Below are 13,174 nucleotides of genomic sequence, written 5' to 3'. Positions count from 1 at the left end.
TTGAGTCCTGCTATTATTACTCTTTGCGTCCTGGGCGTCGTCGCGGTGCTGTTCATTACCGAACTGATTCCGCTTGCGATTACTTCCATGGGCGGATCGATTGCGCTGGGTTTGTTAGGCGTTATTTCTGAAAAACAAATTTTCTCGGGTCTTTCGAACTCGACGGTTGTTTTGTTCGCCGGCATGTTCGTTATCGGTGCGGCGTTGTTCCATACCGGTATGGCGCAAAAAATCGGTGAAAGCGTTGTCCGCATGGCGGGCACGGGTGAAACGCGCCTGATGGGCGGCGTTATGCTCGTTACGATTATCATGAGTGCGGTATTGTCCAACACCGGTACGGCCGCATCTTTGATTCCGGTAGTTACCGGCATCTGCGCGGCGGCGAAATTGAAAGGCTCGCGCTTCCTGATGCCGATGGCGATCGCCGCGAACGTCGGCGGTACGCTCACCATGGTCGGTACGCCGCCGAATATTATCGTTACCGGCGCATTGGCCAACGCGGGCTTGCCGACATTCGGCTTCTTCGAATTTGCCTGGATGGGTATTCCGCTTTCGCTCGCCACCATCGCGTTCACGCTGACGGTCGGCAAACGTTTGCTGCCTTCGCATGAACTGGATGCGGAAGTCGAAGTGGAACAGGAAGTCGATCCGTCGACCGTCAACCACAGCAAATCGAAGCAGATGATTTCGCTCTTGATTTTGATCGGTGTTGTACTGACGATGGTCTTCTCCAAACAGCTCGGCGTTTCGCTGACGACCGCGGCCGTAATCGGCGCGCTGGTGGCCGTCTTGACCGGATGTATGACAGAAAAACAGGCGTATGCCTCGATTGACTGGGTAACGATTTTCCTCTTCGCCGGCATGATGCCGATCGCGACTGCTTTGGATAAATCGGGTGCCGGCAAATTGATTGCCGATACTGTTGTCGGCTGGCTCGGCGACAGCCCGAACCCGCTCGTTATCGCGGCGGTTATGTACCTCTTGAGCAACATTATGACGCAGTTTATGAACAACACGGCGACGGCGGCGCTCTTGGCACCGCTCGGCATTTCGATGGCGCAATCCTTGCATGCGGATCCGAAAGCCGTCTTGGTCGCGATCGCGATCGCTGCTTCCGCCGCCTTTGCGACGCCGGTTGCGACACCGCCGAACACCTTGGTTCTCGGACCGGGCCAATACAGCTTCAACGATTACCTGAAAGTCGGTATTCCGCTCTGTATTGTCGGCTTCGTTGTTTCGATGATTGTGATTCCGATCGTTTGGCCGTTCTTCCCGTGAGCTGCTGAATGACATAAAAAAAAGACCTCTGCAGAGGTCTTTTTTTATGTGCCGCCTACGCTTCGAACGATAGCGGTGACGGCCATGCAGGTGAGGATGCCCATGGCGGTAGGAAGCAATGCGGCAAGCATTGTCCAACGCCAGCTTTTCGTTTCATTTTGAATCGTGAGCAGGGTCGTGCCGCAGGGCCAATGCATCAGTGAAAATAAAATCACGCACAGGGCGGTGAGCCAGGTCCAACCGTGGTCAAGCAAAAGCGTTTTCAAGGTGGAGAGATTATCGATGTCGAGCAAAGCGCCTTCGGCGAGATAAATCATAATCATGCAGGGGAAAATGATTTCATTCGCCGGCAGGCCTAAAATAAACGCGGTCAAAATCGTGCCGTCCAGACCCATGAGGTAGCCGAGCGGCTCCAACGCGTTCACCATGTGGCGGACTAAGCTGACGCCCTGATATTGCAGATTGGCCAAGCACCAAATCACGAGTCCGGCGGGCGCGGCGACGCTGACGGCGCGCCACAGTACAAAGAGCGTTCGATCCAAGAGCGAGCGCACGATGACGGTGCCGATCTGCGGTCGGCGAAATGGCGGCAGTTCGAGCGTAAACGAGGAGGGAATTCCCTTCAGCGCGGTCATGGAAAGCAGCTTGGAAGCCACCAGCGTGGCGATGATGCCGATGACAATGACCATGGCGAGCAAAAAGGCGGCTCCCAGCGAGTCTAAAAGTCCGCCCGATGTCCCGATCCAAAACATGGAAATCATCGCGATTATCGTCGGAAAACGGCCGTTACAGGGAACGAAATTGTTCGTGATGATGGCAATCAGCTGCTCGCGCGGCGAATCAATGATCCGACAGCCGGTCACGCCCGCCGCGTTGCAACCGAAGCCCATGCACATCGTGAGAGCCTGTTTGCCGCAGGCTTTACAGTATTGAAAGCAACGGTCCAAGTTATACGCGACACGCGGCAAATAACCGAGGTCTTCGAGCAGGGTGAACAGCGGGAAAAAGATCGCCATCGGCGGCAACATGACCGAAACGACCCAGGCCATGACGCGATACACGCCGAATAAAAGCGGACCGTAGATCGCCTCGGATATCCCCAGAGCGACGGCGCGGTCGACTAACCAATCCTGACCGGCGAAAAGAATCCGCGCGAGAATTTCGGAAGGATAGTTGGAACCGGTAATCGTCAGCCAAAAGACGCCTAAAAGCAAAAGAAACATAATGGCGAATCCGCTATACGGACCGGTGAAGTATTGATCGAGTTTGCGATCCCGTTGCGCGTAATGCGGATTGTGAAAGGTAACGACCTCTCGACTGACGGCTTCCGCGCGACGAATGAAACTTTCGCTGATCGCGTCCCGCAGTTTCTCTTGGGGATATCCCGCCAGCACCAAATCCCGTTGCGCCGCGGTAAGCGCCTGCGCGATGGCGGGAATTTTATACAAGTTGATGCCGAGGTATCGTTCCATGGCCTGTGACATGCCGGCGGCGCGCTCCAAAAGACGTATGGCGAGCCAGCGCGGGCTCACTTTGTGGCCGACGTACGGAACGAGTTCTGGTTCCAGTTTGGCGATTGCCGCTTCCATCGCTTCAGGGTAAGCGTGTTTTTGCGGTTGCCGGCAGGCGACATGACGCTGTTTGACCGTGGCGATCAAATCATCGAGCCCCTTCTTGGAGCGGGCCGCCGTACCGATAACGGGAACGCCCAGACGACGGGCCAGTTGCGCCAAGTCGACAGAAATTTCTTTTTTCGCCGCTTCGTCCAGTAAATTCACGCAGACGACCACCTGCGGCGTGGTCTCCATAATTTGCAAGACAAGATTTAAATTGCGTTCCAACGCGGTCGCGTCACACACGGCGATCACGCAGGCGGGTTGTTCAAAACAAATGTAATCGCGAGCGACTTCCTCTTCTTCGGAATGCGCTAAAAGGGAATAGCAGCCGGGCAGATCGACAAGCTCCAGTCGGCCGTCGGCATCTTCGTAGTAGCCGTGCGCGGTCTCCACCGTTTTACCGGGCCAATTTCCGGTGTGTTGATGCAATCCGGTCAAGGCATTGAAAACGGTGCTTTTGCCGACATTCGGATTGCCGGCGAGGGCGATGGCGGGAGTCATCTCAACAACTCCTTACCGCGATGTGGCGGCTGTCGGTCGCGCGAATCGCGATGACGGTGCCGCGCACCGCAAATGCTTTGGGGTCGCCGAGCGGGCTGATGCCGATGCAGGTGACGCGCGTGCCCTCGATCAGCCCCAAATCCTGCAAACGACGTTTCATGCTCGTTTGCGCAAGTCCCGTGACGATAGCGATATCGCCCGGGCGTAAGTCAGCCAGTGTCATGCTTTCCTCCGAAAATTTATATGTATATAAGTAAAAAATATATCAATTTAATGCTGTCCTCGCGTACCGCGCGGGAACGGACAGAAAAATACCCGGCAGCCGAAGTCGCTACCGGGTCATCCGGCCGACGGATACAAAAAACAACAGAAAAAACGGCATAATAAAAAGCAAGGAGTCGGTGCCGCGATAAGCCTTTCATCAGAACAACGCATACGTAGGCGAACCATTTGGTAATGATGATGGATAAAGGTTGAATTTTGATTTTCATTCTCAATGTAATGGCATTATAACATACTTATCCTTTTTGAGGAAGGATCAAAGGTTTTTCCCGTACGCGGTAAAACACTACTGTGTGGAAAATTCAGCGTGATCGTAAGGTGCTAAAAAATGCATAATCTATAAACAATTATATGCTACAATATATACTATACAATGTAAACCGACATAAAAAAATCGCCATCAAAAAAATATATATTTTTAGTGCTAAATATAAAAGTTAGCGCGGAAAGGAAATCATGGACACCGAGTATTATCGTAATTTTATGGCGATGGTGGACGCGGGCAATATGACCAACGCTGCGGAATATCTGCATATTACGCAACCGACGTTGAGTAAGCAGCTGCAGCTTTTGGAAAAACGGTTCGAAACAAAACTGGTCGTTGTCGCGCGCGGCCGCCGCCGCTTGCACCTGACGGAAGCCGGGGAAATCTTCTATCAGCGTGCAAAAGAGATTTGTGCTTTGGAGGACTTGGCGGACGATGAAATGGCAACCGCCACGCAGGAAGTGCGCGGCACGTTACGTTTCAGCATTTCGCCGGGACGGTCTCCGCGCTTTATCCAACGGGTGCTGGCGGGGTTTCACAAGGAGTATCCTCATGTGCGCTTTGAACTGAAAGAAGGCATTACAAGTGTACAGCAAGAAGATCTTCTCGCCGGCGAGACGGATCTCGGCGTATGCCACACGATGTTTGCGCAGCCGGAGCAGTTTGAATTTTTATTTACCAGCGCCGAATCATTGACCGTTGTCGGCGCAAAAGATTTATTGCGTCAGGTGCCGAAGCAGGGGGCGAGCTTTGCCGATTTACGCGGCATGGCGATTGCCGCGTCAGGCAGCGCGGCCGCCATTTTGCGACAGGAAATCGGCGACGTACAGACGCTTTTTCAATTGGTGGCCGTCTGTACGACAAAGGCATCAGCGCTGGCTTGGGCGCGCACAGAAAATATAGCGGCGCTCATTCCGGCGGAGGCGGAGGAAGAATTTTGGCCGGGGCTGGACTCCCGACGTTTGAGCGGTATTATGTTGAAAAAAGCGATCGTACGACCGCGCAATCGACCGCTTTCGCACACCGCACAAGTGTTTTTACATTACTACGCAAGCGTCTTGGCGGCGGAAAAAAAGGCGGAAGAAACCGCCGCTTCTGCGCTTGCCAATGCGGTTAGTACTTCGGTCCGCGAGTCGGTCTGAGATTTGATATAAAAAAATAACGGCGTCATGACGCCGTTATTTTTATGGGCAGATTACTCGAGCGGGCAGGCCCGAGTGTTTTAAGCGGAGAAAAAAGAGTATGTCAACAATGCGCGACCGGGAATGCATTGTGGTAGTAAAGCGCATCCGCGGTCGCCAGCCGTTTTTTGGCGAGGTAGCGCCACACGCCTTGCAATGAAAATACTTCTTTGCGCGCCAAACGCGGTGCTACCATCACGGAACTTTCCGCTACTTCGGTATTCAGACCGGTAGCCGCCGCCAAACGATGGTTCGCGTAATGCTGCCAAAATCTCGACATAAAATCATCTCCTTTCCCTTCCTTAACGGAATTTTCTATTTACAGGATACGAGGAATGGAGAGCGATGTAAAATGAAAGTGTTTTATTGATAACCAAATAAATACGAATAATTAATAAAAAAATTGATTTATTTTATTAAATCATAATCAATCATTAAAAGGCGTTCGGGATCTTTTTGCCAAACGGCTCGCGCCGCGGTCAGTTCCGTCAGATTTTGTTCAAAGGCTACGGCCGTCGTTGCCGGTACATCCATCGTGAAGCGGACGTTATCCGTAAATTGGCGATCGATAATGATGTAAGGCATGTCTTTCCAGGCGTTTTCCAGCGCGCCCAGAAGATCGTAGGGGATTTGGACAGAATAGCGATGGTGGGCGACGTACGCGACGATCGGCGCGGCGCTTACGCTTTCGGCGAGAGTTCCCCCGTACGCGCGGGTCAGGCCGCCGGTGCCGAGTTTGATGCCGCCGAAATAGCGAGTCACTACGGCGAGCAAATTGGTCAGGTCCCGTTGTTGCAACACATGCAGCATGGGACGACCTGCCGTGCCGGCCGGTTCGCCGTCGTCATTGGATTGCTCCTGCAAAGTGCCGGTGGTGCCGAGGCGAAGCGCCGAACAGTGATGCGTCGCATCGTAGTAGCGTTTGCGAATGGTCGCCAACGCGTCTTTGGCTTCCTCCGCATCATTGACGGGAATCAGATCACAGATAAAGCGCGATTTTTTGATGACCGTTTCGTAATGAAAAGGTTCTTTGATGGAAAAATACATATGACCTCCGCTATTAGAGTAACTGCATTTTACCATGTAGGCAACTCTTGACAAAAGTGTTATACTGAAAATACATAGAAAATATTCGATATAAGGACAACCGTGAGTTGACGGAAAGAAGGTATAGAATGAAACAAACTTTACGACTTGCCATTACCGGCATGCATTGCGCGGCCTGTTCCGCGCGAATCGAAAAAGTCGTCGGGCGAATGGCGGGAGTGCAGGAAGTGGCGGTCAATCTGATTACCGGTCGCGCCCGTATGGCGTACGATGATCAGACGGTAACCGCCGCCGATATCATAGCTAAAATTGAAAAAAGCGGTTACGGCGCGCATATCGCCGATGCCGCTTGGGAAGATCCGGGGGCGGAGGTGCGAGCGGCCAAACGGCGTTTGCTCATCGCATTCGTTTTCGCTTTGCCGCTGATGATCGGCATGGTCGGCGCGCTTACCGGCTGGTGGCCGATGTTGCCGGGCGTCGCGGAGCTCGTTTTGGCGACGGTCGTGCAATTCGGACCGGGACTTTATTTTTATCGCGGCGCGTGGGGCGCATTGCGCGGCGGTTCGCTCAATATGGACGTGCTTGTGGTCTTGGGAACGACGACGGCGTATCTTTACTCGCTGTATGAACTTTTTGGCGGCGCCGGGCATTTATATTTTGAAACGTCCGCGTGGCTGATTACCTTTATTTTACTCGGTAAATACTTGGAGGCGGCCGCGAAACGCCGTACCGGACAAGCGCTGGAAACATTGCTTGCCGCGGCGCCCGCGCGAGCCCATCGCAAAGACGGGGAAGAAATAACAACCATTGACGCGCATGACGTGACAGTCGGTATGACGCTTTGGGTCAAAGCGGGCGAGCAAGTTCCGGTGGACGGTCAAGTCAGCGAAGGCGCGCCGGAGGTCAATGAAGCGATGTTGACCGGCGAAAGCATGCCGGTACAAAAAACGGTTGGTGATACGGTGACCGGCGGCACGGTGAACGGCGCCACGCCGTTTACGATGACGGCGCAAGCGGTCGGCGCCGATACGGTGCTTTCCCAAATTATTCGCGTTGTAGCGGCGGCGCAGGAATCCAAAGCGCCCATTCAGCGACTGGCGGATACCGTTTCCGCTCGGTTCGTGCCCGCGGTGATTTCGATTGCGGCGCTGACGGGCATCGTTTACTACGCTTTTTTCGACGCCACGTTGGAAACCGCGCTGCTGCGTACCGTGGCGGTGCTTGTCATCGCTTGCCCGTGCGCCTTGGGACTCGCGACACCGACATCCATTATGGTCGGTTCCGGCGTGGGCGCGCGTTCGGGTATTCTTTTTAAGAGCGCTGCCGATTTGGAAGCGGCCGGTAAACTTACCCATATTATTTTTGATAAAACCGGTACACTCACCAAAGGGGAACCGGAAGTAGTGGCGCTGGCACCGCAAGGAACGACGACGGAAACGGAACTGCTCGCGTTGGCGCAAGGTTTGGAAAGCGGTTCCGGTCACCGTTTGGCCGGAGCGATTATGGCCGCGGGGCAAGCGCGCGCAATTCCGGCGCGTCACTTTACGGATTTGACGGAAACCGTCGGGAAGGGCATGAGCGGTCAATATGAAGGCGCGACGTATACAATCGGTCGCGCCGCGTCCGACGACCCGACGGCCGCCGCATGGGAGGCGCAGGGCCGTACGGTATTGGCCGTGCGTCGCGAAGCGGAAGTGCTCGGGATGATCGCAGTCGCAGATGCGTTGCGTGAGGACGCGGCGGAGGCCATTCGCGATTTGCACGCGCAGGGCATCGAAACGGAACTTTTAAGCGGCGACAATCGTCCCACCGCCACGGCGATTGCGCAAAGTCTCGGGATTGACACCGTGACGGCGGAAGTAAAACCAATCGAAAAAGCGGACCATGTCGCCGCGCGCAAAGGCGCAGGCCGATTGGTTGCGATGGTCGGCGACGGCATCAATGACGCGCCGGCGTTGGCGACGGCGGATTTGGGCATCGCGATCGGTTCCGGCACGGCGGTCGCGATTGATGCCGCGGATATCGTTTTACTCCGCAGTCGCGTGCGTGATGTGGCTCGCTCCGTCACGCTGGCGCAAGCGACGCTAAAAAATATTCGTCAAAATCTTTTCTGGGCGCTTATCTACAACATGATCGGTATCCCGCTGGCCGCACTCGGTTACCTTTCACCGCTCCTCGCGGGCGCCGCGATGGCGCTCAGCTCCGTGTCCGTTGTGCTCAACGCGTTGCGTTTGCAATACGTGCGATTACAGTGAAGCGGTCCGCGCCGATGCGTTTTAGCGTGGTCACGCACCTTACAAGATCAAGGCGCATCGCTATTTTACAAAAAATGAAATCCCCCGTTACGGGGGATTTTTTTAAAATGGTGTACAATAGTGACAAGGAGGAACGCTTATGAACGATACGGAGGTAAAAGAGCGACTCGCGGAACTCGGGGTCGTCGAAACGGAAGCGGAAGACGAAGTGCTTTTGGTGCAGGATTTCGCCGACGGACGGTACGCGGTGATCACCGACTCGGAAGGACGCGCGCCGGAAACATTCGCCGAAGAGTTGTATTGGACATTGTACGCTGACGACGGTGAATTTTTATGGACGGTGACGATCCAAGACGGCGCGGCGTTGGCGGACCTGCTCGCGGCCGGCGCCGGCGATGAAGATTTGATTACGCGCATGAGCGATTTGCGCGCGAAAAACACGGAAGAATTTTTAAACCGACAGTAGGAGGAGAGAAAATGACTGCGAAGTATGAAAATGTGCATTGGGAAAATCGTGACGGCATCGCCATCATTACCATTGATCGCCCCAAAGCGTTGAATGCGCTCAATATGGCGACGATGAAAGAATTGCACGCGCTTTTCGCCGAAGCGGCACACGATGAAACGGTGGATGTCATTATTTTGACCGGCGCCGGTGAAAAGGCCTTCGTAGCGGGCGCGGATATTAAAGAAATGGCGGCTATGGATACACTCTCCGGTCGCGATTGGGGCCGTTTCGGTCAAGCGGTCACGCAGCAACTCGAAGACGCGCCGCAGCCGGTCATCGCCGCGGTAAACGGTTACGCGTTGGGCGGCGGTTGTGAACTTTCTCTCGCCTGCGATTTTCGGTACGCGAGCGAAAACGCGCAATTCGGTCAGCCGGAAGTAAAGTGGGGCATTTGCGCCGGGTTCGGCGCGAGCCAACGCTTGACGCGCGCGGTCGGTCCCGCGATGGCGAAAGAACTTTTATATACCGCCGATTTCATTGACGCGCAGGAAGCGTTGCGGATCGGTTTGGTCAATCGCGTAGTACCGCAAAAAGACTTGTTGGAAACGGCGCTGGCGACGGCGAAACGCATTCAAAAGAACGCCAAAGTCGCGGTGCGCGCCACGAAGCGTTCGGTGCTGGCGGGACAGGATTTGGATCAGCGTAATGCGATCGAATTGGAAGCGCAATACTTCGGAATTTGTTTCGCGACTGGGGACCAAACGAAACGCATGCAGTCGTTCGGAAAGAAAAAATAATGACGCAAGATGCTCAACCTAAAGAAGAAGTCACGTTTGACACTTTCGCTCAATTAGATATTCGCACGGGGACGATTGTGGAAGCGAGCCCACTCAAGGGGGCGCGCGTGCCCGCGTACCGGTTGAAGGTGGATTTCGGGCCCGTGATCGGCATCAAGCAATCATCGGCGCAAATCACGGATCTTTATACGCCGGAAGGTCTGATCGGTGAGCAGGTGCTCGGCGTGGTCAATTTCCCGCCGATGCATATCGCCGGTTGGCGTTCGGAAGTGCTCGTACTCGGCGTGTATACGGAGCAGGGTGTTGTTCTCATCGCGCCGAAACAAAAAACGGATAACGGTATAGTATTGGGCTAATCAAAAAAAGACGCGCGAGCGTCTTTTTTTGTTGCGCGAAATGAAAAATACATGCCGCCGAGAAAAAGGGAACGACAAAATGGCAGCCGCATTCATTCCATGCTATAATACAGAAAAAGAACATTTGTTCGGGGTAAAATTATGGAATTTGACACGCTGCAACATAAACTGAAAATTTTAACCGACGCCGCGAAGTACGACGCCAGCTGCAGTTCAAGCGGGTCCCGTCGGTCGCATCGCAAAGGGGGCGTGGGCAATGCCGCCGAGTCGGGAATTTGCCACAGCTGGAGCGAGGACGGACGCTGCATTTCGTTGCTGAAAATTCTCCTCACCAATAAGTGCATTTACAACTGCGAATATTGCGTCAATCGCAGCAGCAACGATGTGGAACGGGCGGAGTTCACGCCCGAAGAGGTCTGCGAACTCACGCTTAATTTTTATAAACGCAACTATATCGAAGGGCTGTTCCTTTCGAGCGGGATTGTCGGTAATGCCGATCACACGATGGAAAAACTGATCCGTGTCGCGCGCCTCTTGCGCTACCGGGAGAACTTTAATGGCTATATTCACATGAAAGCGATTCCCGGAGCATCGCCCGCACTGGTGGAAGAACTGGGACGATTGGTGGATCGGTTGAGTGTGAATATCGAACTGCCGACAGAATCGGCGCTGGCGCTTTTGGCGCCGCAAAAAAGCTTCGGCAAGATCTTTCAACCGATGGCGACCATTCGCCAACATATTCTGGAAAGCCACAGCGAGCGCAAAACATCACGGCACGCGCCGCTTTTCGCGCCGGCGGGGCAAAGTACGCAAATGATTGTCGGCGCGAGCCGCGAGGACGATCGCACGATCATTCAGCGGGCGCAAGCCTTGTACCATTCGTTTGACTTGAAGCGGGTGTACTATTCGAGTTTCGTGCCGGTGGTGTCGTCGCGCTTCACGGAAGGCATCGTGAAACCGCCACTTTTGCGCGAACATCGCATTTATCAGGCGGATTTTCTGATGCGCTACTATGATTTCACGGCCGATGAAATTTTAACGGCCAAAGAGCCTTTTTTTGACTTGGAGTTGGATCCGAAAATGAGCTGGGCGATTCGTCACTTGGATCGTTTTCCGGTGGAAATCAACCGCGCCGATCTGGAGGAGCTGATCCGTATCCCGGGGATCGGCATCACCGGCGCGAAACGCATTATTCGCGCGCGTCGTTTCGCCAAGTTGAAATACGACGACTTACGAACGCTGAAAATTTCCACCAAGCGGGCGCGCCACTTCATGACGGTCGCGGGTGTATACCGCGGCGCGGCGATCCATTCGCGCCACGACTTGCGGCAACGCATGAAATTGCTCGAAGGCGCGCCGCGCTATGAGCAGATGGACTTGTTTGCGCCATGCTGACGCACTATGACGGAACCTATCCGGGATTTTTAACGGTGATTTTCGCGCGGTACCGAACGTTGGAAACGATTGAAATCGAACCGCTGACACCGCAAATGGATTTTTTGGTGGCGCATGATCGGGTCGCGACCGACCCGGCGAAAGCGGCGCGCGTCGCAAGGTATTTGCGCGCCCAATTCGGCGCCGATTTCCTGCGCCGTTGCTATGCCGCGTTGCTTTCGGTCGAAGCGCGCCATGAAACGGTGACCGCGCGAACGATCAAAAAATGTATTCGCCACGGCAAAGGCGTTTTGGCGAGCGCCGATCGGGACGCGGTAGCGTTTGATCGGATCGTGCGCGCGGTCTACAGCGAAGCGCACAGTTGGAAGGGTTTACTGCGTTTTCGTGAGGTGCAGGACGGCTACTGGTACGCGCCGTTTGCGCCCAAGCATGATGTCATCGAATTGCTGACCGCGCATTTTGCCCGCCGACTCAACGGCGAGCATTTCGTCATTCATGATTGTCCGCGCGGTTGCGCCGTGCTCTATGAGGACGGGCGCACGGAATATTTTTCCGCCACGGCCTTGTCCGTCGTCGAAACGGCGGAGGAAAGCGCGTACCAGGACGCCTGGCGACTGTTTTATAAAACTGTTTCGATCCCCGAGCGCGCCAATCCGAAACTGCGCCAAAGCAATATGCCCAAACGCTACTGGGCGCATTTGATTGAGCGTTTATAAAAAAATTTCATCGCAAAAAGCCGCTGCGCTTTCCGCGCAATAAAAAAGAACCGCCATTTTTTCGTGGCGGTTCTTTTTAGTGATTGTCGTCGTTGCGATGGGCGGAGCTTTCTGCCAATAGAGCCGCGTTGCGCAACAAAATTTTTTTGCCGCGCCAGGCCCAGGCGCGATCGCCGTAAGCGGCTTGGAACGTGCGGTTCGAATGGCAGGCAATTTCCGCCGCGGTGATGTGCGTGATGCGATCATTCTGAAATTCGGGGAGCGGCGTCGGCTCGGCCGCGGTGTTATGCGGGCAGACCTCCTGACAGACGTCGCAGCCGAAAATATAATGATTTTTCGCGATGATGGCGGCTTCAGCGGCGGTCAGATCGCCTTTTTTCTGTGTGATGTACGATTTGCAACGCGGCCAAATAAATCGTTCCGGCGTCAGCGCCTGACCGGGGCAAAAGCGGCGACAACGTCCGCACTGCAGACATGTTTTTTGCAGCGGTTCGCTCGGCGCCAGCGCAAGCGTCGTGACAAGCCCGCCGATCATGGTGTGGGTGCCGTAGCGATCATTAATGAGCGCCTTGTTCCAGCCGAAAAAGCCCAACCCCGCGAGATACGCCAGGGCTCGATCCGGAAGCGGCGACGTGTCGACAAAAGAGAAGAAATCGGCATCGGAAAAATGCGCTTGAAGGCGGGTCTGTAAGCGCGTTAAATAGTGTTGCACAATGATATGGTAATCACGCGCCCGCGCGTATTCCGGCAAGTTCGCGGGAGGTTCGGCGGCGTTTTCCGCAGTGGCTGAGGCGGGACGATACGGAAAGAGACAAACGATCACGCTCTGCGCGCCGGGCAACAAGGCGGCCGGATCCAGACGCGTCGTCACATCCGACGGCGTGAAGGGCGACGGTTCGCCGGCCGCGTGGAGTGTCGCGGCAAGCGTCTCGGGGAGCGGCAGACGCACGAAGCCGACTTCGGTAAGACCGAGGTGGTTTGCTTGCGTGATGATGATTTTATTTTTGTCCATGTCGCTCCTTTCCGTTTTCATGTAA

General features: G+C 54.7%; 13 protein-coding genes. 8 read left to right on the top strand and 5 right to left on the bottom strand.

What is annotated here, in order from left to right; translation table 11 throughout:
* On the top strand, positions 1-1,278 hold the full coding sequence (locus HNR45_RS06225) for an SLC13 family permease (protein WP_159822482.1): 1,278 nt from the start codon (positions 1-3) through the stop codon (positions 1,276-1,278).
* A 44-nt stretch (positions 1,279-1,322) separates the two neighbouring features.
* Here the strand turns inward: HNR45_RS06225 and feoB are convergent, their stop codons facing one another.
* On the bottom strand, positions 1,323-3,395 hold the full coding sequence (gene feoB / locus HNR45_RS06220; protein ID WP_159822480.1) for a ferrous iron transport protein B: 2,073 nt from the start codon (positions 3,393-3,395) through the stop codon (positions 1,323-1,325).
* 1 nt (position 3,396) lies between these two features.
* Positions 3,397-3,618, bottom strand: coding sequence for a FeoA family protein (locus HNR45_RS06215; protein ID WP_075939105.1), 222 nt, complete (start codon positions 3,616-3,618; stop codon positions 3,397-3,399).
* Between the two features lie 515 nt (positions 3,619-4,133).
* Here HNR45_RS06215 and HNR45_RS06210 point away from each other — a divergent pair.
* A complete protein-coding gene (locus HNR45_RS06210; protein WP_159822478.1) occupies positions 4,134-5,084 on the top strand; it encodes a LysR family transcriptional regulator in 951 nt (316 codons plus the stop codon).
* A 103-nt stretch (positions 5,085-5,187) separates the two neighbouring features.
* Here HNR45_RS06210 and HNR45_RS06205 read toward each other — a convergent pair whose 3' ends face one another.
* Positions 5,188-5,403 (bottom strand): hypothetical protein, encoded by a 216-nt coding sequence (locus tag HNR45_RS06205; protein ID WP_024048456.1) that lies wholly within the window; start codon positions 5,401-5,403, stop codon positions 5,188-5,190.
* Positions 5,404-5,531: 128 nt separating this feature from the next.
* Positions 5,532-6,170 (bottom strand): YigZ family protein, encoded by a 639-nt coding sequence (locus HNR45_RS06200; RefSeq protein WP_024048457.1) that lies wholly within the window; start codon positions 6,168-6,170, stop codon positions 5,532-5,534.
* Positions 6,171-6,298: 128 nt separating this feature from the next.
* On the opposite strand from HNR45_RS06200, the gene HNR45_RS06195 reads away from it, so the two are divergent.
* From HNR45_RS06195 to HNR45_RS06170, 6 genes are all read left to right on the top strand, one after another.
* Entirely contained in the window at positions 6,299-8,425 is a 2,127-nt protein-coding gene (locus tag HNR45_RS06195) for a heavy metal translocating P-type ATPase (protein WP_159822476.1), read from the top strand.
* 139 nt (positions 8,426-8,564) lie between these two features.
* A complete protein-coding gene (locus HNR45_RS06190; RefSeq protein ID WP_159822474.1) occupies positions 8,565-8,891 on the top strand; it encodes a hypothetical protein in 327 nt (108 codons plus the stop codon).
* Between the two features lie 11 nt (positions 8,892-8,902).
* Positions 8,903-9,670: an enoyl-CoA hydratase-related protein gene (locus HNR45_RS06185; protein ID WP_159822472.1), complete on the top strand. Its 768-nt coding sequence runs from the start codon at positions 8,903-8,905 to the stop codon at positions 9,668-9,670.
* A complete protein-coding gene (locus HNR45_RS06180; RefSeq protein WP_159822470.1) occupies positions 9,670-10,026 on the top strand; it encodes a tRNA-binding protein in 357 nt (118 codons plus the stop codon). Before HNR45_RS06185 ends, HNR45_RS06180 begins: the two co-directional genes overlap by 1 nt.
* A 141-nt stretch (positions 10,027-10,167) precedes the next feature.
* Positions 10,168-11,421 carry a putative DNA modification/repair radical SAM protein gene (locus tag HNR45_RS06175; protein ID WP_159822468.1) on the top strand — a complete coding sequence of 418 codons (1,254 nt, stop codon included), beginning with the start codon at positions 10,168-10,170 and terminating at the stop codon, positions 11,419-11,421.
* On the top strand, positions 11,415-12,137 hold the full coding sequence (locus tag HNR45_RS06170; protein ID WP_184327581.1) for a TIGR03915 family putative DNA repair protein: 723 nt from the start codon (positions 11,415-11,417) through the stop codon (positions 12,135-12,137). The genes HNR45_RS06175 and HNR45_RS06170 overlap by 7 nt, the downstream gene beginning before the upstream one ends.
* 76 nt (positions 12,138-12,213) lie before the next feature.
* Here the strand turns inward: HNR45_RS06170 and queG are convergent, their stop codons facing one another.
* On the bottom strand, positions 12,214-13,149 hold the full coding sequence (gene queG / locus HNR45_RS06165) for a tRNA epoxyqueuosine(34) reductase QueG (protein WP_184327579.1): 936 nt from the start codon (positions 13,147-13,149) through the stop codon (positions 12,214-12,216).
* Positions 13,150-13,174 lie beyond the last annotated feature (25 nt).

Source organism: Negativicoccus succinicivorans (assembly GCF_014207605.1).
Lineage (GTDB): Bacteria > Bacillota > Negativicutes > Veillonellales > Negativicoccaceae > Negativicoccus > Negativicoccus succinicivorans.
The sequence above is the reverse complement of the archived record's forward strand: the minus strand, read 5'-3'. Positions and strand labels throughout refer to the sequence as shown.